Source organism: Robiginitalea sp. SC105, from assembly GCF_014243345.1.
In the GTDB taxonomy this organism is placed as follows: domain Bacteria; phylum Bacteroidota; class Bacteroidia; order Flavobacteriales; family Flavobacteriaceae; genus Robiginitalea.
In genome coordinates, this window is record NZ_JACLZF010000002.1 from 582,042 (window position 1) to 604,187 (window position 22,146).

Sequence of the window (22,146 nt, forward strand, 5' to 3'; positions counted from 1 at the left end):
AATGCTAGGGTATGGGTAGTTTCACAATCGAATACCGATTCCGCCTGGGCGGAATCACAGTGCAAAAATACGGAAAAATCCACTGTATTTCCCAAAAGCTAAGCGGGTTGGCACGGGAGGGTCAGCGCCGGAAAAAGGTGGCGGAATACCGGCTGGTGTTACCTGCGTTGTCGGTGACTTCCACCTCCAGTTCGCACTCCCGCGCATCGCCTATCCGGTCGTCGAAATTATAGGTGATCGTCTGGTTTTTGGGTTCGTATTCCATCAGGATCCACTGGCCGTTGAGGGTGGCGCTGTAGGAGGCTATGCCGCTCAGGTCGTCGGCAATGGTCAGGCTCAGGTACCTGTAGTTTGTGAGCCATTGCCGGTGCTTGAAATTCCGGGGCCGGATGGTGGGTGCGATGCTGTCCGATGCCAGGGTAAACCTGCCGAGTTCCCGGCTTCGCATGCTGAAGGTGTTGCCCCGTTTGTATGTTTGGCAGAACTGCGGGTTGTCCCGGGCGTCCAGGCGGGCGATAAACATGCGCCTCCGTTGCATTTCCGGTATACCCGAAACATCAAAGCTAAGCGTAAAGTTCCGGTGCATGGGAACGGTAGGGTCGTGGAGCTTTACCGTATCGCCCACCCGTTCCAATTCCAGGAACATATTGTCGTAGAAGCTGCCCGCGGGGAAAAAAACCTGTGCCCCCTCCAGGTCAAAGCTTGCCGGTTTCTCTGCCCGGATGTAATAGGGGGTACGGGGCATATCCGGGGCCTGCATATCGGCAGACATGCCCTTTAGCGGGATCAGAAGCACGGTTTCATTGCCCGCCACGTCCAGGATTTCAATGCGGACCTCGTGCCGGCTTCCCGGGGCCACCGAGATTTTCCCATCCTTGTTGAGGGTGTTGTACAGGCTCAGTTTGTTTCCGGCGTCCCGGAAGCATTTCTGGATGCGGCGGTTGGATTTCGCGTAGTAGGGATAGTCGATCAGTGTATTGATATAGCGCGTTTCCCCGAAGGAGAACCTTTCGAAATCCAGGTCGGTGTAGGGTTCTCCGTCCACGAGTTGGCGGATGCGGAAAACCCCGTTGTGGTTGGCCGCCATATCCTGCCGGTCAAAGGTCTGAACCCCCAGGCCAATGGTGCCGGAGGCAACCAGGGTGTCTGCCAGGAAGGTACCGTCTGCCTGCCGCCGGAACGACAATTCCACCCGTTGCGCGCTTCGGTTTACATGGGCCTCCGGGGACAGGGGGTAGGCAAATGCGGCCTCCAGTGTGGGGTTGGTGGCATCCCGGACCTCGATCCCGTAAAGGAGGGGATTTGCCGGTTTTTCATCCACACTGCTCCGGATCTCAAAATGCAGGTGCGGGCCGGATGACCCGCCGGTATTCCCCGTATAGGCGATTATGTCCCCTTTTTTGACGGTCAGTTCCCCGTAGTCGGGGAAGGTTTCCACCTCATAGTCCCTGCGTTTGTATTGCAGCCCCTTAACGTACTCTTCAATTCCCGGGCCGAATTTCTGGAGGTGGGCATACACCGAGGTATACCCGTTGGGATGGGCCAGGTAAAGCGCCTTCCCGTAACCCCAGTGCCCTACCTTGATCCGGCTCACCGTCCCATCGGCAATCGCATACACCGGAAGGCCTTCGCGCTGCTGGGTCTTGATATCGATACCGGAATGGAAATGGTTGGACCGGAGTTCCCCGAAGGTCCCCGCCAGGATGATTGGGATATCCAGGGGCGGATCAAACTGGGATTCTGCCGGCGCATACTGCGCCTGGGAAACCAATTGCGACAACAACAGGAAGGTCAGGAAGTAACGATTCATAGCAAAGGAATTCCCTGCGAAATTACGGATTCGAGCCGCAATATTGCAACAGCCTCCCCGATTCGTGTAAAAATCGGGTCAACCCCCACCACCAGTGGCCCGGCCCGGGGTCTACCCGGAATAGTTGCGAAAACTATTGCGAAGTCGCCCCCGGAGTGTTAACTTTGTGTAAATGCATTGAAATCTGCCAGGTGAGCGAATTGGTCGAAATCGTTGACTCCCTCGAGAACAAGATCAGCAAGCTGTTGCGGAAGCTCGAATTGCTGCAACAAAGCAGGAGGAACTTGGAGGAGGAAGTCGCAGCGCTGAAACAGGCGCGCGAGGACGCCCGGGTAGCCGCCGAAAAGTGGGAGGAGAAATACAACTCCCTTAAAATGGCGAATTCGATGCTGGGCAGTGAAACCAATAAATCAGAAGCCAAGCTCAAAATAAATGCGCTGATCAGGGAATTGGACCAATGCATCGTTCAATTGGCTGAATAGCAACCTAGTTCAGATTTATGACCGAAAGGCTCAAGATAAAGCTATCCATTGCGGATCGCGTTTACCCGCTCACCATCGATCCGGCCCAGGAAGAGGGCCTGCGTAAGGCGGCAAAGAACATCGAACAGCTGGCCAAGAAATTTGAACAAAATTACGCCGTTCGGGACAAGCAGGATGTACTCGCTATGTGTGCCCTGCAATTTGCCTCAAAGATCGAACAGGGCGGCATTGAGAAGCAGGAAGACAACCAGGAGGTAGTTGAAAGGCTCCGGTCGCTCAACGGCCTGATCGCTTCCACGCTGAGCTCGCAATAAGTTCTTTAACATATCAAACGATACTGCCCACATTGGTATTATTTTTTTGACAAACTCAACATTACTTTAATTAGAAAGGGTGAGTTTAGGTTGTAAAAGCAGGCCTTCCAGAAAGGATCCTTGAGCAGCCTGTTAGCCCTAAACCTGTTTATAGGAGTTTGTACAAAACTTCAATCAATGTGGGCTTTTTTTTGCCTTCGGGCCTGGTGTCCGGGGGTTGTTGCGAAGGCCCTCTTTTTGAATTGGGGAGCGCCACTGCCGATATCGCAAACTAAATTAAAAGCAACATGGACATTACAACGATAGCCATCGCCCTGGTCATCGGATTGGGAATCGGTTTTGCCATTGCCAAGCTCCTGGAGAAGGGGCAGGCATCCAAAACCCTTGCAGCCGCCAGAAAGGAATCTGCTGCCATCCTGAAGGATGCCCGGGCCGAAGGGGAGAATATCAAAAAGGAAAAGATCTACCAGGCCAAGGAAAAGTTCCTGGAACTTAAGGCGGAGCACGAGAAAGTCATCCTTGGCAAAGACAAGAAAATCACCGAAGCCGAAAAGCGGACCCGGGACAAGGAATCCCAGGTGAGCAGCGAGCTGGCCCGAAACAAAAAGTTGAACGAAGAGCTTGAAAACCGGTTGCGGGAAGTAGCGAGCAGGCAGGAATTTTTTGAAAAGAAGCAGGGGGAACTCGAGAAGCTCCACAAGAGCCAGGTACAGCAGCTTGAGGTGATCTCAGGACTGTCGGCCGAGGAGGCCAAGGGGCAATTGCTGGAATCCCTGAAGGAAACTGCCAAGTCGGATGCCATGGCCTTCCTGCAGACCACCCTGGAGGAAACCAAGATGACCGCCCAGCAGGAAGCCAAGAAAATCATCGTCAATACCATTCAGCGGATCGGCACGGAAGAGGCCATTGAAAACTGCGTATCCGTCTTCAACCTGGAATCGGACGATGTGAAAGGCCGCATTATCGGAAGGGAAGGCAGGAACATCCGCGCCCTGGAAGCCGTTACAGGGGTGGAGATCATCGTGGACGATACCCCGGAAGCCATCATCCTTTCCTGTTTTGATTCCGTCCGCAGGGAAGTCGCCAGGCTTTCCCTTCACAAACTGGTTACCGATGGCCGTATCCACCCGGCGCGTATCGAGGAGATCGTGCACAAAACCGAAAAGCAGATCGAGCAGGAAATCGTGGAAGTGGGGAAACGCACGGTCATCGACCTGGGGATCCACGGTTTGCACCCTGAACTCATCCGTACCGTTGGCCGCATGAAATACCGTTCTTCCTACGGGCAGAACCTGCTGCAGCATTCCCGGGAAGTTGCGAAACTTTGTGGCGTCATGGCCGCCGAGCTTGGGTTGAATGCGAAACTTGCAAAACGGGCCGGGCTGCTGCACGATATCGGGAAAGTCCCCAATACGGAAGCCGAACTGGAAACCCCCCACGCCATCCTCGGGATGCAGTGGGCGGAAAAGTACGGGGAAAAGCCGGAGGTCTGCAATGCCATCGGGGCGCACCACGATGAAGTGGAGATGAAATCCCTGATTGCACCGATTGTACAGGTTTGCGATGCCATCAGCGGTGCCCGGCCGGGTGCGCGCCGGCAGGTGCTGGATTCATACATCCAGCGGCTCAAGGACCTGGAAGAAATTGCCTTTGGGTTCAGTGGGGTACAGAAAGCCTACGCGATACAGGCAGGCCGTGAATTGCGGGTGATTGTGGAGAGCGAGAAGGTCAGTGATGAAAAGGCTGCCCAGCTTTCCTTTGAAATTTCCCAGAAAATCCAAACGGATATGACCTATCCGGGCCAGGTCAAGATCACCGTTATCCGGGAGACCCGATCGGTGAACGTGGCAAAATAACAGCGATCAGATATTTACGAATTCGAAACCGGCCAGTGGGTCCTCCCGCAGGTCGGTTTCCTTTTCATTCAGCAGGATGCCGTGTTCCAGCCAGGCCTTCAGGTTGGCCAGCCAGAAAGTCCAGCCGGTACTGCAGCCGTAGTGATAGACCAGCTTGCTTTTCTCGTCTGTGGGGATGCCGTATTGCCTGAGGGTGACAAGTGCCCTGCCGCCGGAGGCTTCCAGGCTTACGCGGACGCGGCATTCCCCGGCAAACTCAAAACCCAAACTACGGCCATCCTCTGCCTCGAAGATGGTGCCTGTTTCCTCCGCGTCGGAGTTATGCCATTTCCAGGCGTACCGGTCGCCGACCCGGGCCAGATCATGGCTACCGCGCCGCGTACCGGCCCCATGGTGAAAGGCGGCTTCCCTGAGGAACCAGGCACAGAGCCCTGCCTCCGTGGCCCAGCACCGGTAAATCTCCTCCACAGGTGCCTGTATGTAGATTTTTTTGGTGAATTCCGAAAACGAAAGGCCTTCCATCCTCTATTTTTTTGCCTGGATTTCATATTGGTGGACGGCGCGTCCCAGTGCGGCCAGGAACGGGATGCCAACCTCGTCGTACTCGTACTGGTCATCGTTGAAAATACCGTTCTCATTGACCAGGAGGGTTGCCGCCAGCAGAAATTCCACCCCATTTTCGCGGTCGGTGATGTAGGCACAATCTGTGAGGGTGCCATAGGCGAAACCCACCTTGTTGAAGATCCGGACGGATTCCGGAATCCGCTCTTCCGTGTCCCCGTACATAAAGAATTTGCAATATCCATCCGGGAAAAGCTCGGGATCGTATCCCGCCTCACGGGGTAACCGGGACATGGCCTCCAGCAGGAAGGTACGCTGATCCGGGGACAGGTCAAACCGCTGATCAGCCGGGAAGGCCTCCGGGAAGATTACCCGTTTCAGGATGCCGTCCAGGCTCGGGAGGGGCAGGTAGTTTTTCAGGCTGAAATCGAAGGGCTTCCCGATGAGGCTGTCCCCGGACATATAGCCCGTTCCTTTCCGGATGCCGTTTAGCTCGAGCCGGTGAATGGGATTATTTTCAATTGGCAGCGTCTGGGCGGTAACCGAATCGTTTCGGTAGAGGACAAGCGGGCGGGTCGTGGTGTCGTCCCGGTGGTACCCCAGCCGGTGGGAAATCCGTGCCGGGCCAATGTTCCGGGAGGCAAGTCCCCGGTTGATGGCATCCTGTCCCAGGAATTCAAATAACCGGTTGTTGGCGTGGTTGTCGCTAATGGCAAAAACTGCACGGATATCCCCTGCGAAGGAGTCCTCCAGAGTGTCCCCCTCCACGTAATACCGCGTATCCCTGTCGATGCTGTCGATACGGCCCAATTTTTCCAGGGCGAGGACGGCGATGGGAAATTTGACCGTACTCGCCGGGTAGTGGTATTGTCCGGGATCTACCCGGAAATCATGGACTTCGAAACGCACCGAATCGCCTTCGCGGAAAATTCGGGTGTACCGGATCTGCAACTCGTACAATTCCGGGTTCTCCATGACCCGGACAATCGCGGGATCCCCGGCGGACAGGATTTTTTCCAACGGGTCTGCATCGGGACCCGCTTCAGAACATCCCAGACACAGCAGTAAAGCAGCCGGGATGGTCAGCGAAGCAAACTTTTTCAAACAGGTATGAAGGCGTATCATATTCCTATTGCTGGCTGGGTCCGTTATTCCTTTTCAATTTTTAACCGGAAACGGATTCGCCGGTTTCCGCAAATCGCTTGAAGTCTTCGAGGTACTTCATCGATTGTTTTTTAAAGGCCCCTGGCATGAACCACCCCATCAATTTCAGCGGCAGGGATGAAAACTGGAATTCCGACTCCGAAATCCAGCGGGAGCTGTTTTCACCTACCTCCTCGAAATAGTTTTTCTGGATGTTGTGGACGCCCCGGGTGTCATAGGTGGTGTGCAGTTCATGTGGCGGGTTGTGCTTGATCAGCGTCTCCACCATGACCAGGTGCCTTTTTCCCATTTGGTATTCCAATTCCATCTGGGCCCCTTCCCGCCCCGGCACCCCGGAAAGGACCCGGTAGGATTTCAGGCCCTGCTGCCAGTGTTTCATGTTTTCCGGATTGTCCAGGAGGGCCACCATCTTGTCCCTCGGAAGATCAATGGCAATTTCGCAGGTATATTTCACGATGGATTTTTAAATCCCAATTTACTAAAATTTTAGGATCAGGCTTGCCTGATAAAAATCTGTTAATCCAAAGCGGGCTGGTTTGCCCATGCGGTTGTTATTCTTATTTTTGCCCGATGCGCACCCAGATATTTGCTACCCCGACCTTCCGGATGCTAATCCTGTCCATGGCACTCCTCGCGCTTTTCCCGGGATGCGACTCCCTGTTCAGGAAAGAAACGGAGAAAACCCCGCTGGCGCGCGTGGGTGAGGAGTACCTGTACCGGGAAGATATCACCGGCCTGGTCGATTCCGACCTGAGCCCTTCGGACAGCACCTCGTTCGTGAACAACCTGATCAACAGCTGGGCCACCAAGCAGCTCCTCCTCCAAAAGGCCCGCATCAACCTGCCGCCTGCCCAGATCGAACAATTTGAATCCCTGGTATCCGATTACCGGGCCGACCTCTATACCAGGGCCTACAAGGAGGCATTGGTTGCCCAGGAGGCCGACACGCTGATCGGCTCCTCCGAGCTGCGTGAATTCTACGAAAGTGAAAAAGAGAATTTCCGCCTTCAGGAGAAAATTGTGCAGCTCCGCTTCCTGGAACTCCCCAGGCAGTTCATCAACCGGGATGAGGTAACCCAACGCCTCAGGCGATTCGATGCGGCAGATCAGCGGTTCCTGGATTCCGTGGGGGTACAGTTCAGGAAACTGAATTTCAACGATTCCATCTGGGTTCCTGCATCCCGGGTCATCGAGGAAATACCGCCCCTGACCTTTGAAAACCAGGATCAATACCTAAAAAAATCACAATTTTTTGAACTCGAGGATGATGCCGGGGTATATTTGGCTGAAGTGCGGGATGTCATGGAAGTCAATGACATCGCCCCGCTTTCCTATATAGAGCCTACCATCCGGCAGGTGCTGCTGAACCGCAGGAAACTGGGGTACCTGCAGCGACTTGAAAACGAACTGATCGATGAAGCCATTCAACAAAAGGAATTACAGATATATGAAGTCCGCAAATAAATTTTTGCTTGCCATTTGTTTCACCATAGGCCTCTCAGGCCTGCAGGCCCAGGTCCGGGATTCGGTCCCGGATACGCAGATCGAGCCGCCCCGGGAGGAGGTCGCCCCCCAGGAAATCGCTTCCCTGGACCCGCCCGCGACTTCCGGGGAACGGAGGAAACTGGATGGGATCTCAGCTGTTGTCGGGGATTACGTGATCCTGGATTCCGATGTGGAAAAGACGTTGATCGACCTGAAGAACCAGGGCGCCACCAACGATGAAATATCCTTCTGCAGCCTTTTGGGCAAGTTGATGGAGGATCGGCTGTATGCCCACCAGGCGGTCCAGGACAGTATTCTGGTGTCGGACGAAGAGGTTTATGCGACCAGCGACCGCTACCTGCAGCAACTGGAGCAGCGGCTCGGTTCCATGGAAAAGCTGCTGGAATTTTACAACAAGGAATCGGCGGAGGACCTCCGTGAAGAGCTCTTCCAGATCAATAAACTGCAGATGCTCTCCCAGAAAATGCAGCAAAAGGTGGTCGGTGACATCAAGGTGACCCCGGAGGAGGTCCGGCAATTCTACCGGGCGATCCCAGAGGACGAGAAACCGGTTTTCGGCGCCGAGATGGAAATTGCCCAGATCGTCATCAAACCGGAAATCCCCCAGGCGGAGAAGCAGAAGGTCATCGACGAGCTCAACAAAATAAAGGCCGATGTGGAGGACAACGGCGCGAATTTCCGGGTCAAGGCGATCCTGCATTCCGAAGATGAGGGTTCCCGGACCACCGGCGGATTTTACAGCCTTACCAGGCAAACGCAGTTTGTGAAGGAGTTCAAGGATGTGGCCTTCAGCCTCAGGGAAGGCGAGATTTCCGAACCTTTTGAAACCCAGTTTGGCTACCACATCCTCCTGGTGGAGAAAATACGCGGTCAGGAACTGGATGTGCGCCATATCCTGATGCGGCCGGAAGTACCTTCCGCCGCCATGGAGGAAGCGCGCAAAAAACTGGATACCATCCGCAAACAGGTGATGGATGGAAAGTACACCTTTGCGGAGGCGGCACGGAATTTTTCGGACGAAAAGGAGACCAAGTTCGAAGGCGGGCTCCTGCGCAACCCGGAAACCTTCGACACCCGTTTCGAATTGACGCGGATGGACCCGGCCCTCTACAACCAGGTCCGGAACCTGAAAGACAATGAAATTTCAAGGCCCCTGCTGGAAGAAGATCCCCGGGGTGGGCCACCCAGCTACAAGATTTTGCAGGTGACCAACCGCTACGATGAACACCAGGCGGATTTCGCGAGGGACTACCTGAAAATCCAGGAGCTAGCCCTGCGCGACAAACAGTATAAGGCAATCACCGAATGGATTGCCGAACGGATCGAGGATACCTACATCAGCGTAAATGAAACCTATCGGGATTGCGACTTCTCGAATAACTGGCTAAAGCAGTAGCATGTCGGACGTAGCCGCAATCGAACGCCTGGTAGAAAAGCACCGGGAGCTGAAAAAGGAGATCGCCCGCGTCATCGTGGGCCAGGACCAGGTGATCGACCAGATTCTCTGGAGCATCTATACCGGAGGACACTCCCTGCTGATCGGAGTGCCCGGCCTTGCCAAGACCCTCATGGTCAATACCATTGCCAGGACCCTGGGGCTCGATTTCAAGCGCATCCAATTCACGCCGGACCTGATGCCCAGTGACATCCTCGGGAGTGAAGTCCTGGACCAGAACCGGAATTTCGTGTTTGTGAAAGGGCCGGTGTTCGCCAACATCATCCTGGCGGATGAAATCAACCGGACACCCCCGAAGACACAGGCAGCCCTGCTCGAAGCCATGCAGGAACGGGCTGTCACCATTACCGGTAAGCAGTACAAGCTGGACCAGCCCTATTTTGTGCTTGCCACGCAGAACCCCATTGAGCAGGAAGGCACCTATCCGTTGCCCGAGGCGCAACTCGACCGTTTTATGTTCGCGATCGAACTCAAGTACCCCAGCGTGGAGGAAGAAATCACCGTGGTGCAGACCACTACGGACGACCGTACCACGGAGGTGCGCACCTTATTCCAGGCCAATGAAATCCTGGAGGTACAGCACCTGATCCGCCGGATCCCGGTACCGGACAACGTCATCCGGTACGCGGTGGAACTGGTCCATAAAACCCGCCCCGGGCAGGCGGGGGCCTCCGAACTGGTCAACCAGTACCTGGATTGGGGTGCCGGTCCCAGGGCGTCCCAGAACCTGGTACTGGCCGCCAAGGCACACGCTGCAGTGGATGGTCGGTTTTCCCCGGACATCGCCGATGTTCAGGCCGTTGCCATGGGGATCCTGAGGCACCGGATCCTGAGGAACTACAAGGCCGAGGCAGAAGGAATTTCGGACGAGGACATAGTTGCGCAATTGCTCTGATCCGGGGATGGTCCCCAGGTGACCCGTTCGGGAGGATGCTTCTTTTTTCGGTCGGTCCGTCTTGCAGATTTTTCGGTACGATGTAATTCAAATTTAAGAATGATCGAACCTGTACTGTCCCCAAACGGAACCAAATAAAAAACCCGGCCTGAAAAGCCGGGTTCTTCATTTATTTGTTGTGCGGGTTTATCTAGAAGGCATTGGAGCCGATATTCGCGCGGGCAATTACCCGGTCCATGCTCTGTTCGCTCTGGTAGATCAGCAGGTGGCCATCAAAGACCATGAGCTCGTCAAAGCTGATGCTGGTACCGTCGTCCAACTGGGTGATCACGGTTTCACTTACCTGGCACTCGCAATCATTTAGCGTAATCGCGATGGGGCCGCCTTCAGAAACACTGTTTTCGTGAACGGCTGCCGGGTGGAGGCCCTCCAGTGCATTCTCCAGTTCAATCAGGATGGTGGAGGTACCGTTGCTGTTCCGGATCAGGGTCGCTGTGCCGGTAACGCCTGAATCGTTGGCGCTGGTCAGATCGTACACCACACTTTCAACCGGGTCGGGGTCCGGATCGGGGTTGCTGTTATTTACGTCGGCGTCCTCACCTTTGCTGCATCCGACCATAACGCTGCAGAAGAGGCAAATCATAAGGTAATGGGGCAAATTAATTTTCATAGGGGATCTCGTTGTTTTTACCAAAGATATTCAGATGCTGAAAAACTGGCGTATAAATGGGGATAAAAACTATAAACAACCTGATTTTATCGCCCAAGTGATCGCTTTATTTTAAATCAGCTACCGGAAATCAGTTAAAAATGCCCTTATTTTCATTCAGCAAAAATTCTATTCAACTGTAAATCAAATAAATATATATTTTAGGAGTGATTTTGTAGTTTGAGGTCGGGACGAACCTTTTACCGAATGCTTTCAGTCAACCAGAATTTTGACGGAATGCCCGTAAAGTACCGGATAGTGCCGGATTTCTATCGCAATAAGTCTTTCAATTCCCTTTTGATTTTACTATTTTTGGAGTTAGGCAAACAAGCAAAAACCAATAGCACATGGCATTTGACATAGATATGATTAAAAAGGTCTACAAGGCCTTTCCCGGGCGCGTCGACAAGGCGCGAGAACTGGTCGGCAGGCCACTAACCCTTTCAGAGAAAATCCTGTATGCGCACCTATGGGACGGCAAGACCTCCCAGGCATTCGTGAGGGGAAAGGATTACGTGGATTTTGCCCCGGACCGGGTGGCCTGTCAGGATGCCACTGCCCAAATGGCTTTGCTGCAATTCATGCATGCGGGGAAACCCAATGTTGCCGTGCCGACCACCGTGCATTGCGACCACCTGATCCAGGCGAAGGTCGGCGCCGAGAAGGACCTGGTACGTGCCAACGAAACCAGCAATGAAGTATTCGACTTCCTGGAATCGGTTTCCAATAAATACGGGATTGGTTTCTGGAAGCCCGGAGCCGGGATCATCCACCAGGTGGTCCTTGAGAACTATGCATTCCCCGGGGGGATGATGATCGGGACCGATTCCCACACGGTAAATGCCGGGGGGCTTGGCATGATCGCCATTGGCGTCGGCGGGGCCGACGCGGTGGATGTGATGGCCGGGATGCCGTGGGAACTTAAATTCCCGAAACTCATCGGGATCAAGTTAACCGGCAGCCTTTCGGGCTGGACGGCTCCAAAGGATGTGATCCTGAAGGTGGCGGATATCCTTACCGTAAAAGGCGGAACCGGAGCAATCCTCGAGTATTTCGGGGAAGGAGCCACCTCCATGTCGTGTACGGGTAAAGGCACCATCTGCAACATGGGGGCCGAAGTGGGTGCCACTACTTCGACCTTCGGCTACGACCAGTCCATGGATCGCTACCTGCGCGCCACCGACCGGGTGGATGTGGCGGACGCCGCAAACGAAATTGCCCCTTACCTGACGGCCGACCCGGAGGTGTATGACGATCCGGAGACCTATTTTGACCAGGTAATCGAAATTAACCTGGATACCCTGGAACCCCACCTGAACGGGCCGTTCACGCCGGATCTGGCAACCCCTATTTCGAAAATGGGCGAGGCAGCGCGGAAAAACGACTGGCCCCTGAAGGTGGAATACGGCCTGATCGGCTCCTGCACGAACTCTTCCTATGAGGATATCTCCAGGGCGGCTTCCCTGGCCAGACAGGTTACCGATAAAAACCTGAAGACCAAATCCAACTTCACCATTACGCCGGGCTCCGAACAGGTGCGCTACACCATCGAACGGGACGGCTTTATAGACACCTTCAACAATATTGGGGCCACGGTATTTGCCAATGCCTGCGGCCCCTGTATCGGGATGTGGGACCGGTACGGCGACAATGCTACGGACGGACCCCGGAATACGATTGTGCATTCCTTTAACCGGAATTTTGCCAAGCGGGCCGATGGGAACCCGAATACGCTGGCTTTTGTCGGATCCCCCGAACTGGTCACAGCCATTGCCATTGCCGGCCGTCTGGATTTCAACCCGATAACCGATAAACTGATCAACGAGGACGGGGAAGAGGTGATGCTCGACGAACCCCGGGGTTATGAATTGCCCCCGGAAGGGTTTGCCGTGGAGGATGCCGGGTATATCCCGCCCAGGGAAGACGGCAGTTCCGTTGAAGTGAAAGTGGCAAAGGATTCTGAGCGCCTGCAGCTACTCGACCCTTTCCTGCCCATCGCCCCGGAAAGCCTGCAGGGGATGAAACTCCTGATCAAGGCCTTTGGCAAATGCACCACGGACCATATATCCATGGCCGGCCCCTGGCTTCGTTTCCGCGGCCACCTGGACAATATCTCCAATAATACGCTCATCGGCGCGGTCAATGCGTTCAACAAAAAGACCAATTTTGTCAAGAACCAGCTTACCGGCGAGTATGGCGGGGTACCGGATACCCAGCGGGCGTACAAGGCCAAAGGGATCAAGACCATCGTGGTGGGGGACCACAACTACGGGGAAGGTTCCTCCCGGGAACACGCGGCCATGCAGCCGCGACACCTGGGGGTGGCAGCCGTGCTGGTCAAGTCTTTTGCGCGGATCCACGAAACCAACCTCAAAAAGCAGGGGATGCTGGCACTGACTTTTGCCAATGAGACCGATTACGACAAGATACAGGAAGACGACACCTTTAATTTTACGGATATTGATTCCTTTGCACCCGATAAGCCATTGACCATCGAAGTGGTACATGCGGACGGCAGCAAGGATACCATCAAGGCAAACCACACCTACAACCCAACACAGATCGCATGGTTCCGGGAAGGTTCTGCGCTCAATGTGATCAAAAAGGAAAACGCCTGATCCGGCAACCCAATGAAATGCCCCCGGAAACGGGGGCTTTTTTGATCCCCCTAATCGCTGCCTATGAAAATCAGACGTAAAACCCTGCTGAATATCCTGCTCATTGGCTTTGTCCTGTCTTTCTTTGTAACCCCGCTGGGGAACTATTCAAAAGTCTGGCTGATGCAGCTTTTTGCATTCGCCCCCAACCCGATTGAAGAGCGTGAACGTGAGCGTATCCCCTCCTATGACTGGCGGCTGAAGGATGCCAACTGGGAATTTTTTAATTTCAGGGAGGCCCGGGGGCAGGTGGCCCTGATCAACCTGTGGGCTTCCTGGCGGCTTCCCTGCCTGCCCGAGCTCCGGGGCATCCAGTCGCTGTACGAGGATTACGGCGACCGCGTCCGGTTCTATATCATAACCGACGAGGAGCGGGAACCGGTCGAAGCCTTTATGCAGGAACACGGGTTTACCTTCCCGGTTACCTACCGGGTGGTGGGTGACCCTGCCCCTGTAGACCTCTCGGATCCCCCGAGGTCCTACCTGATCGACAAGAAGGGTTTCATCGTGGCAGCCGAAGAAGGAATCTCGGATTGGGACTCGGCCCGGGTGCGGGAACTGCTGGATCAGCTGCTTCAACAACCTTATCCCTGATCGGAATTAAGCTTTTGCCCTTGGTCACCACTTTGTCTTTTTATCAATTTTCTGGCTGGAGGGACATTCTGTGGGCCCTTGCCCAGAACCGGCGGGCTATCCGGCCGCTCTCCCAGGTTCCCGGGCTTCGTTTTTTTAAACTGATGGGCTCAGGAGCTGCCGGCTATCGCCTGACGCCGGACTGGAAAGTCTATGCCGTCCTGCAGGTCTGGGAAGACCTGTCCTCCGCTCAGGGCTATTTTGATTCCCATCCCCTGGCGAAATCATATGCCGAACGATCTGTTTATGACTGGCACCTGTATATGCACGCGCTAAGGGCCAAAGGTACCTGGGGGGGCGAAAACCCGTTTGAAGGGGACAATCCCGATATCGCCGCCACCGGTTATCTTGGGGTGCTTACCCGCGCCACCATCCGGAGGCGCTACCTGAGGCGATTCTGGAATTATGTGCCGCAATCACAGCGGCCCCTCAACCGGGCACAGGGCCTGCTTTTCCACAAGGGGATCGGGGAGGTTCCCCTTTTGCAAATGGCCACCTTCAGCCTTTGGGACGGGGAAGCTGCGATGAAGGCTTTTGCCTATGGCAGTGCGGCCCACCAGACAGCCATCGCGAAAACCCGCCAACTGGATTGGTACCAGGAGGAACTTTTTGCCCGTTTCTCACCCTTTAAATCTGAGGGCAGCTGGCCCGGCGTCCCCCCCCTGGACGGCCTATCCCATCAGGATCTCCCGTAGCGCCAGGGTTGCGAAAAACAGCAGCTGTGCAAGGAAAAGGTTCAGGGAAAACCTGAAGTTCCCCCGGATACCGGAAGCCTGATAGGCCATCTGAAAAACGGTAGAGAGCGCAAACCAGGACAGGTAGTTTTTCAAAGGGGCGGAGCCGGCATCAAAGGCCCAGAAGTCAAAAACGGGGGCCACAGGTTCCAGGGCGACATCCAGGCCTGTCATCAGCGCTGCACCCAGGAGTACCCGCGTGGTCGGATATGCGGTTGTCCGGGTGGCAATCGCGCCCGACAGCATCCCAAGTACCGCCCAGTTCAAGCCGATCAGCAGGGGCACCCCGTAGGCCTTAAAGCCTAAATTCTCCCCGTAACTGTAGTTGCCAAACAACCACCCGGTATGCACGCCAACCCATTCCGCGGCCAGACCGGTCCCTGCAAAACCCAGAAAAAGCCAGAAGCTTCTGCCAGTCCGCACCGGGAACACCCACGCAAAAAGGAGTCCGCTCACCAACAGGTTAATCGGGGTTTTGGGGATAAACCAGGAACCGTATCCCAGGAAAATACCCAGCAGGCCGCTCAGGTGGAAAAGCCAAACCACCCCGATGGCCAGGAGGGTCCGTTTGTTTTGTGTAAGGAGCGGATTATCCATTTTTCTCAGGAATGCATTCTGCCGTGATCCGGGCCGAAAGGAGGCAAAGGGGAATCCCTCCGCCCGGATGGACGGACCCGCCCGTGAAATAAAGGTTCTTCAGGCGTGAACTGAAATTGGGGTGCCTCAAAAAGGCCGCCAGGCGGTTGTTGCTCGCAGCGCCGTACAGGGCCCCCCGGTAAGACTGCGTCCGGTCGGCGATGCCTGCCGGGGTTAGTACCTCTTCCACTTCGATGGCCTTTTCCAAATCCGTATCCAGGATTTCCCCGAGTTTTTGAAGGATGATGCCCCGGGCCTGATTGGTTATTTTTTTCCAGTCCTGGCCATAATCCCCGGGGGCGTTGACCATCACAAACCAGTTTTCGCATCCTGCCGGGGCGTCGGAAGGGGTTTCCTTGGAGGTGATATTCACATAAACGGTCAGGTCCCCGGCAAGGCCTTTCTCCTCGAAGAGGCACCGGAATTCCTCCCGGTAATCCCGGCTAAAAAAAAAGTTGTGCAGGTCCAGCTCCGGGAAGGAATGCCGCATGCCCCAATAAAAGATCAGCGCAGAGCTGGAGCGTTCCTGCGACAGGGTTTGTTCCGGGGCCGGCTCGTCGGGCAGGAGCTTCCTGTAGGTCGGGACCACATCCATATTGGAGACGAATACATCGGCCGGGTGCCTCCCGTCCCCGGTTTGAATCGCAACGACGCTATTGCCCCGGGTTTCCAGCCGGTGAACGGCTTTTCCGAAATGGAAGCGGACACCCTTGCGGAGGGCCAGTTCGTATAGCGATCGGGTAATGCTGTGCATGCCATCCTGCGGGTAGTAGGTTCCCATTTCCATTTCCAGATGCGGGATCATGGACATGATGCCCGGGGTCCGGTAGGGGTCGGAGCCGTTGTAGGTGGCATACCGGTTAAAGAGTTGGACCAGTTTCGGGTTTTCAAAATTGTTCCGGTTGACCTGGTCCAGGGACTGAAGCATGCCCAAACCGGCACTGGAAGCAAGGGCTTTCAGGGTGGCTGCTGAGAGATAGGTGCCGATGCGGTGCAGGGATTTTTCAAGGAAAACAGGTGCTGTCAGTTCATATTTCTTTGCGGCTGCCTGCAGGTACGACCGGATGCGGGCCTCGGGTTCCGAAAATACCCGGGATGCTTCACGGACAAAGTTTTCGCGCCCGGCCGGGGCCTGAAATCGGGTGCCATCGTCCCAGAAATAGTGGCAGGTGGTCTCCATTTGGTGGTAGCGGAAATGCTCCCCGGGTTGTTCTCCCGAAAGCTCGAAAAGTTCATCTACCAGTTCGGGCAGCGTAAAGAGGGAAGGGCCGAGGTCAAAGCGGTACCCGCCCAGGGACGCCGCATGGACCTTCCCTCCCGGATAGGGGTTGGCCTCAAAGACATCGACCTGATACCCCTTGGCGCGTAAACGAATGGCTGTCGCGAGACCGGCGATTCCGGCCCCGACTATGCCAGCTTGTGGCATACCGGGTTATTTTTTAAAATATTTGAAGGGGACGAACAGCATTCCGAAACATTCGCCTTCTTCCTTGCCCAGGTGCTTGTGGTGCATTTTGTGTGCACGACGGATGCCGCGGGCATACCAGTTGTTGGCATTCCGGAAGAGCTTGAAGCGCTGGTGGATGAATATATCGTGGACAACGAAATAGGCGATACCGTAGGCCAGGATGCCCAGCCCTATGGGCCAGCCCTGCCAAAACGCAGTGTTTACGGCCATAGCTATAAAAGACATGGATACCACCGCGTAGAACAGGAAAAACGCATCGTTGCGCTCAAACCAGGAATCATGGTCCTTCCTGTGGTGATCCCGGTGCAGGCTCCAGAGGAAACCGTGCATGATGTACTTATGGGTAAACCAGGCCATAAACTCCATAAAACAAAAGGTGGCCAGGAAAATTCCGATCCAAATCAGTTCCTTCATCATCACACTAAATTTAATCGATATTTCACATAAGAGCGGGCCAACAACCCCACTTTTTGATAGTTCGGTACCCGGATGCGCGCATTGCGCAATTCCATGGATGGCGTCCGCTGCAATTTATGCAGCAGCTTGGAATAGTACCGGTAAGCCATATAAACCCCGAACTTGGAGTCGCCCGGCAGGCGCAGGATGCCCCTGTAGCCCTGGCGGAAATCCTCCTCGATTTCCTCCACGATCCGGGCCTTGGAGTCTTCGTCGAGCTCCAGCAGGTTCGTATTCGGGAAATAGGTGCGCTCCAGCCCGTCGTGGTCGGCTTTCAGGTCGCGCAGGAAATTGACTTTCTGGAAGGCGGATCCCAGGGCCATGGCCGAATCCCTGAGTTGCTCATACCGTTCCGCGTCCCCTTTTACGAAAACGCACAGGCACATCAGCCCGACGACATCGGCCGAGCCATAGATGTATTCCTTGTATTCTTCCTCACTGCGATATACCTTCTTGGACAGATCCATGCGCATACTTTTCAGGAAGGAGTCCACCAGGTGGCGAGGGATGCCGTATTTGTGGTAGGTTCCCTGGAAGGAATTCAGGATCGGATTCAGGCTGATCCGCTCTTCCAGTGCCAGTCCCAGGTCCTTTTCAAACCGGTCCAGGAGCGTTTCCTTGTCGTAGTCGTGAAAGGAATCCACAATTTCGTCGGCAAAGCGCACGAAGCCGTAAATATTGTAAATATCCTGCCGGATCCCCTTGGCGAGCATTTTGGTGGCCAGGGAAAAGGAAGTGCTGTAGCGATTGGTGGTCAGCTTGCTGCATGCTTCGGATACCGTGTCGAATAGTGCCTTCATCTGTTGCGTTACCTGTTGTGTTTGTCAATCATCTCGGAAACGAGCTTCCCGGAAATAAGTGCCGGCGGGACACCCGGGCCCGGGACCGTCAACTGGCCTGTAAAGTAAAGCCCATCCACCTTTTTGCTCTTCAGGCCGGGCCTGAGAAAGGCCGTTTGCCGCAACGTGTTGGCCATCCCGTAGGCGTTCCCCTTATAGGAATTGTATCGTTCTGAAAAATCCTTCACGCAGAAACTCTGCCTAAATATAATATTATTTCGCACCTGCTGGCCCGTTCTCAATTCGAATCGGTCCATGATTCGATTGAAACCGGACTCCCGCAATTCGTCTGTGTCCTCCAGGCCGGGGGCCAGGGGCACGAGGAAGAACCCCGTTTCCTTGCCGTCCGGGGCCATTCCGGGGTCTGTGACAGAAGGGAAATTGGCATAGAATAAGGGGGAATCCGGCCATTTCGGGTTATCGTAGATCTCCCGGGCGTGCTTTTCGAAGTCGGTGTCAAAGAATAGGTTATGGTGCAGCACCTTATCCAGTTTCCGGTCGAACCCCACGTAGAACAGCAGGGAGGAGGGCGCAAACACCCGCTTGTCCCAGTAGGATTCGGAGTACTGCCGCAACGATTCGGGTAAAAGGGTTTCCGTATGGTGGTAGTCCGCACCGCTCAGGATCAGGTCGGCGGGGATGTCATTTCCCCCGATGGAAATCGCGCGTGCCCTGCCGTTTTCCACACGGATGGCATCCACAGGTGAATCCGTATGGATTTCCACGCCCAGGGATTGGGCCAGGCGGGTCATGGCTTCAACAATCCGGTACATCCCGCCTTTGGGGTGCCAGGTGCCCAGTCCGAAATCGGCATAGTTCATGAAATTGTAAAAGGCGGGCGTCACCGAAGGCTTTGCCCCCAGGAAGAGCACCGGGAATTCGAGGATGGAAATCAGTTTGGGGTTGGTGAAATCCCTGCGTACCTCCCGGCTGATGGTACTGAAGAATTGCCCCATCCTGCGCACGGTTTCCGGGGAAACGAGTTCCAGGGGCGATACCCCGGGCTTGTAAACCATTTTGTTGATGGCGATATCGTAGTTGGTGCGCGCCTTGCCGATAAACTTTCGCAATGGGCGGGAACTGCCGGGTTCAATCCGTTCGAATTCCTCACAGATTTGATCCATACCACCCCCTATGGTAACCGGTTCGTCCTGAAAAAATATCTGGTAGGCCGGGTCCAGTCGGTTGAGTTCGTAATAATCCGCTGGCGTTTTACCGAAATCGGCAAAGAACTTTTCAAAAATGTCGGGCATCCAGTACCAACTGGGACCCATATCAAAGGTAAACCCGTCGCGCTGGAGTTGGGAGGCCCGTCCGCCTGCCTGTTCGTTTTTCTCATACAGGCTTACGCGATAGCCTTTTTTGGCGAGATAACAGGAGGCCGAAAGGGCTGAAAATCCCGATCCGATAACAGCTATTTTTTTTTGCATCAATTAAGTGTCTGCAATTTTAATCAACCTGCTTCAGCAAATGCTCTATGCTGGTGAATGCCTTCACACCTTTCGGGAGCCTGTATCCCTCCAACAGGGCAGCCTGCCTGCCCAAAATCCACAGCTGGCTGTCGGATTTGTCCAGGTGGTGGGATTTAAAGTCGTCCAGGTACTGCTGCAGTTCGTCTTTTTCGGGTTTTACCGTGAAGTAGGAGACGTAGATGGGGTTATCTACATACACGGACAGGTCTGCCAGGTTTTCCAAAGGGATGGTGGGGCCCAGGTAAATGGTCCGGAACCCGTGCATCAGCAATTCGTAGTTCAGGAAGAGCAGGCCGATTTCGTGGATTTCATTTTCCGGCAAATACAGGACAAAGGTGTTTTCCCTGCGCGTCGGCTCAATGGTGTGCAGCTTTTCGGTACTCGTGTAAATTTTCTGCTTGATCAGGTGGGTAATAAAGTGCTCATGGGCCGGGCTGATGGTATCCGTCTGCCAAAGCAAGCCCAATTCCTCCAACAAAGGCAGGAAAACCTCCCAGAAAATTTCCCGGAATGATTTTTCCGCGGAGAGCCCGGCATATGTTTTCTGAAACAGGGCCAGGTCGAAATTGATCATGGAGAGCTTGAAGGCGTTTATCGCATGGCTCTTGATGCTTTTTTCGGCAACCAGCGCACGCACGTGCTGCGGAATTTCCCCCTCCGGTATTTTGGCAATCTTGGAAATCTTCAGGCCGTTGTTGTACAACAGCGTAATGTTGAGTAGTTTCTGCAGGCTTGACAGGCTGTACGTCCGGATATTTGTCGCGGTGCGTTCCGGTTCCAGGAGGTTGTAGCGCTTCTCCCAGATCCGGATGGTATGCGCTTTGATACCTGTGAGGTTCTCAAGGTCGCGTATGCCGAACGATTTTTTAACGCTGTTCATTCATTCATTATGAAACTTAAACAAAAGTATTAAAATAAAGGCAATACCCGAGCAGGCACTCGTTAAAATTCCGATAAAATATACTTTGGTGATTGGGGCAGGCCCTGGCAAGAGGCCAGTGACTCATGTAAAACGGCGTTCAGGGCTCAGCATTTCAAGGGAAAGTGAGGTGGGGCTCCCCGAGATGACCTCCGAAATAAGTTTACCCGTCACCGGGCCCAGGCTCCATCCCATCATGGCGTGTCCGGTGGCCAGGGAGAGGTTTTGCCAATGGGCCACCCTGCCGATGTAGGGCAGGCCATCCGGGGTAACCGGCCGCAAGCCGCAGGCCGCCTGCTCCCTTTCTTCTTGCCGGATCTCCAGCCCTTCGTAATAGTCGCCCGCGGCCCTTGCGATGGCAGCCACCCGGTTCTGCCGTATCTCGTGGTTGATTCCCGAAAATTCCATAGTCCCTGCAATCCGGGTAAATCCGCGCATGGGGGTAACCGCCACTTTGGATTCCATGAGTACGGCGGGGTATTTGATCGGGGTATCCCTGTGGATGTCGATCCGGTAGCCCTTACCGGCCTGAAGGGAAATTCTCAGGTCGAGTTGCCTTGCGACCCCTGAGCTCCAGGATCCGGCTGCCAGGACTACTTCATCCGCCTCGATAGCCTGGCTCCCGGAAGTTACCGCAAGCAGCCGGTTGCCCTCGGTGCGAAAGCCCTCTGCCGGGGTATGGGCCAACAAGCGGACCCCCGCATTTTTCAGGTATTTCTGTAGAAGCGGCATGACTTCGCCAGGGGTGGTATGCCGGTCGCACAGGTAGTGAATGGCGCCTTCTATGTCCGGGCTGAGGCCCGGTTGCAGGACGTCCAGCTCGGCCCGGTTCAGTGCAGTTGCCTCAAGGCCCAGTTCGATCGCCCGGTCCATCACCCGCCTTTCGGCATGGGCTGCCGGAAGCGATTTGTAGAGCATCAGGAGGCCGCTTTGTTCCAATTGGAAATCACCCAGGTCGCCGCTTTGGTGCATTTCCTGGTATAATTCGCGGCTCAGCAGGTTGATATCCGCGATCAGGGGCATGGCCCTTTCCACCTTATCCGTGGTGGCCGACCGGTAAAAATACCAGGCCCAGCGCAGGAAATCCTTGTCCAGGCGGGGTTTCATGTAGAAGGGGCTGCTGCTGTTGAACATCCACTTCAGGCCCTTCAACATCACCCCGGGAGCTGCGAGGGGCACGATATGACTGGGCGTAAGGTAACCGGCATTCACATAGGAGGCCCCTGCATCCATGCCCGATTGATCCATTACAGTGACCTGGTGCCCTTCCTTATGCAGGTAGTAAGCGCAGCTGAGGCCCATAATGCCTCCCCCGATCACAACAACTTTCTTTCCCATTGGAAAAACGGCTTGAGGGGCCTAAGGTAATGAAACGCCTTGAAAATGGATGGGATTTTCAAGGGTCTCAGCCGGGGTATCTTCGGTTCGCGCTTCGCTGGCGCTCCTTCGTTGGCTACTCCTCTGGAGTACCTTCGCTTCGCTTGGTGCTCCAGACAATGCCCCCGCCTGAAAATACGGCCGAACGTTTGTAAAAGGTCCGGTAGACCTTTTACAGTGAGGAGCGAGCCGGTGCGGTGGC

Annotated in this window: 21 protein-coding genes and 1 other RNA gene; 10 read left to right on the forward strand and 12 right to left on the reverse strand. The window is 54.8% G+C overall.

The window, feature by feature from the left end; genetic code table 11:
• Nucleotides 1-121: 121 nt before the first annotated feature.
• Nucleotides 122-1,810 carry a M23 family metallopeptidase gene (locus H7F20_RS11790; protein WP_185786381.1) on the reverse strand — a complete coding sequence of 563 codons (1,689 nt, stop codon included), beginning with the start codon at nt 1,808-1,810 and terminating at the stop codon, nt 122-124.
• A 191-nt stretch (nt 1,811-2,001) separates the two neighbouring features.
• On the opposite strand from H7F20_RS11790, the gene H7F20_RS11795 reads away from it, so the two are divergent.
• The 4 genes from H7F20_RS11795 (at nt 2,002) to rny (ending at nt 4,462) form a co-directional block, all read left to right on the forward strand.
• Complete coding sequence (locus H7F20_RS11795) at nt 2,002-2,292, forward strand: hypothetical protein (protein ID WP_185786382.1); 291 nt, start codon at nt 2,002-2,004, stop codon at nt 2,290-2,292.
• 17 nt (nt 2,293-2,309) lie between these two features.
• Complete coding sequence (locus tag H7F20_RS11800) at nt 2,310-2,606, forward strand: cell division protein ZapA (protein WP_185786383.1); 297 nt, start codon at nt 2,310-2,312, stop codon at nt 2,604-2,606.
• Between the two features lie 53 nt (nt 2,607-2,659).
• Nucleotides 2,660-2,766, forward strand: a non-coding RNA gene (ssrS, locus tag H7F20_RS11805) — 6S RNA.
• Nucleotides 2,767-2,893: 127 nt separating this feature from the next.
• A complete protein-coding gene (gene rny / locus H7F20_RS11810) occupies nt 2,894-4,462 on the forward strand; it encodes a ribonuclease Y (RefSeq protein ID WP_185786384.1) in 1,569 nt (522 codons plus the stop codon).
• Between the two features lie 6 nt (nt 4,463-4,468).
• Here the strand turns inward: rny and H7F20_RS11815 are convergent, their stop codons facing one another.
• The 3 genes from H7F20_RS11815 to H7F20_RS11825 form a co-directional block, all read right to left on the reverse strand.
• A complete protein-coding gene (locus tag H7F20_RS11815; protein ID WP_185786385.1) occupies nt 4,469-4,984 on the reverse strand; it encodes an SRPBCC domain-containing protein in 516 nt (171 codons plus the stop codon).
• A gap of 3 nt (nt 4,985-4,987) precedes the next feature.
• Entirely contained in the window at nt 4,988-6,127 is a 1,140-nt protein-coding gene (locus H7F20_RS11820; RefSeq protein ID WP_255444073.1) for a class A beta-lactamase-related serine hydrolase, read from the reverse strand.
• Between the two features lie 61 nt (nt 6,128-6,188).
• Nucleotides 6,189-6,641, reverse strand: a complete 453-nt coding sequence (locus H7F20_RS11825; RefSeq protein ID WP_185786387.1) for an SRPBCC family protein — start codon at nt 6,639-6,641, stop codon at nt 6,189-6,191.
• Nucleotides 6,642-6,757: 116 nt separating this feature from the next.
• Here H7F20_RS11825 and H7F20_RS11830 point away from each other — a divergent pair, with 116 nt between their 5' ends.
• Genes H7F20_RS11830 through H7F20_RS11840 form a run of 3 tightly spaced genes read left to right on the forward strand, consistent with a single transcriptional unit; the run spans nt 6,758 to nt 10,044 of the window.
• Complete coding sequence (locus H7F20_RS11830; RefSeq protein WP_185786388.1) at nt 6,758-7,651, forward strand: peptidyl-prolyl cis-trans isomerase; 894 nt, start codon at nt 6,758-6,760, stop codon at nt 7,649-7,651.
• Entirely contained in the window at nt 7,635-9,089 is a 1,455-nt protein-coding gene (locus H7F20_RS11835) for a peptidylprolyl isomerase (protein ID WP_185786389.1), read from the forward strand. The genes H7F20_RS11830 and H7F20_RS11835 overlap by 17 nt, the downstream gene beginning before the upstream one ends.
• Nucleotide 9,090: 1 nt before the next feature.
• Nucleotides 9,091-10,044, forward strand: coding sequence for a MoxR family ATPase (locus tag H7F20_RS11840; RefSeq protein ID WP_185786390.1), 954 nt, complete (start codon nt 9,091-9,093; stop codon nt 10,042-10,044).
• 190 nt (nt 10,045-10,234) lie between these two features.
• On the opposite strand, the gene H7F20_RS11845 is transcribed toward H7F20_RS11840, so the two are convergent.
• The gene (locus tag H7F20_RS11845; RefSeq protein WP_185786391.1) at nt 10,235-10,714 is read right to left on the reverse strand and encodes a hypothetical protein; all 480 of its coding nucleotides are present in this window, start codon (nt 10,712-10,714) and stop codon (nt 10,235-10,237) included.
• Nucleotides 10,715-11,100: 386 nt separating this feature from the next.
• Between H7F20_RS11845 and H7F20_RS11850 the strand changes: the two genes are divergently transcribed.
• The 3 genes from H7F20_RS11850 (at nt 11,101) to H7F20_RS11860 (ending at nt 14,738) form a co-directional block, all read left to right on the forward strand.
• Complete coding sequence (locus tag H7F20_RS11850; RefSeq protein WP_185786392.1) at nt 11,101-13,371, forward strand: aconitate hydratase; 2,271 nt, start codon at nt 11,101-11,103, stop codon at nt 13,369-13,371.
• Nucleotides 13,372-13,434: 63 nt separating this feature from the next.
• Complete coding sequence (locus tag H7F20_RS11855) at nt 13,435-14,004, forward strand: TlpA disulfide reductase family protein (protein ID WP_185786393.1); 570 nt, start codon at nt 13,435-13,437, stop codon at nt 14,002-14,004.
• A 143-nt stretch (nt 14,005-14,147) separates the two neighbouring features.
• Nucleotides 14,148-14,738: a DUF3291 domain-containing protein gene (locus H7F20_RS11860; protein ID WP_185786394.1), complete on the forward strand. Its 591-nt coding sequence runs from the start codon at nt 14,148-14,150 to the stop codon at nt 14,736-14,738.
• Here H7F20_RS11860 and H7F20_RS11865 read toward each other — a convergent pair.
• The 7 genes from H7F20_RS11865 to H7F20_RS11895 all read right to left on the reverse strand — a co-directional run bounded on the left by H7F20_RS11865 (nt 14,715) and on the right by H7F20_RS11895 (nt 21,905).
• Nucleotides 14,715-15,374, reverse strand: coding sequence for a carotenoid biosynthesis protein (locus H7F20_RS11865; RefSeq protein ID WP_185786395.1), 660 nt, complete (start codon nt 15,372-15,374; stop codon nt 14,715-14,717). The two genes, H7F20_RS11860 and H7F20_RS11865, sit on opposite strands and share 24 nt — an antisense overlap.
• Nucleotides 15,367-16,839, reverse strand: a complete 1,473-nt coding sequence (gene crtD / locus H7F20_RS11870) for a 1-hydroxycarotenoid 3,4-desaturase CrtD (protein ID WP_185786396.1) — start codon at nt 16,837-16,839, stop codon at nt 15,367-15,369. The genes H7F20_RS11865 and crtD overlap by 8 nt, the downstream gene beginning before the upstream one ends.
• A 6-nt stretch (nt 16,840-16,845) precedes the next feature.
• Nucleotides 16,846-17,295, reverse strand: a complete 450-nt coding sequence (locus tag H7F20_RS11875; RefSeq protein WP_185787150.1) for a sterol desaturase family protein — start codon at nt 17,293-17,295, stop codon at nt 16,846-16,848.
• Between the two features lie 2 nt (nt 17,296-17,297).
• Nucleotides 17,298-18,137 (reverse strand): phytoene/squalene synthase family protein, encoded by an 840-nt coding sequence (locus tag H7F20_RS11880; protein WP_185786397.1) that lies wholly within the window; start codon nt 18,135-18,137, stop codon nt 17,298-17,300.
• A gap of 8 nt (nt 18,138-18,145) precedes the next feature.
• Complete coding sequence (locus H7F20_RS11885) at nt 18,146-19,606, reverse strand: NAD(P)/FAD-dependent oxidoreductase (RefSeq protein ID WP_185786398.1); 1,461 nt, start codon at nt 19,604-19,606, stop codon at nt 18,146-18,148.
• Between the two features lie 19 nt (nt 19,607-19,625).
• Nucleotides 19,626-20,528 carry a MerR family transcriptional regulator gene (locus H7F20_RS11890; protein ID WP_185786399.1) on the reverse strand — a complete coding sequence of 301 codons (903 nt, stop codon included), beginning with the start codon at nt 20,526-20,528 and terminating at the stop codon, nt 19,626-19,628.
• Nucleotides 20,529-20,651: 123 nt separating this feature from the next.
• On the reverse strand, nt 20,652-21,905 hold the full coding sequence (locus H7F20_RS11895) for an FAD-binding oxidoreductase (protein ID WP_185786400.1): 1,254 nt from the start codon (nt 21,903-21,905) through the stop codon (nt 20,652-20,654).
• Between the last annotated feature and the right edge of the window lie 241 nt (nt 21,906-22,146).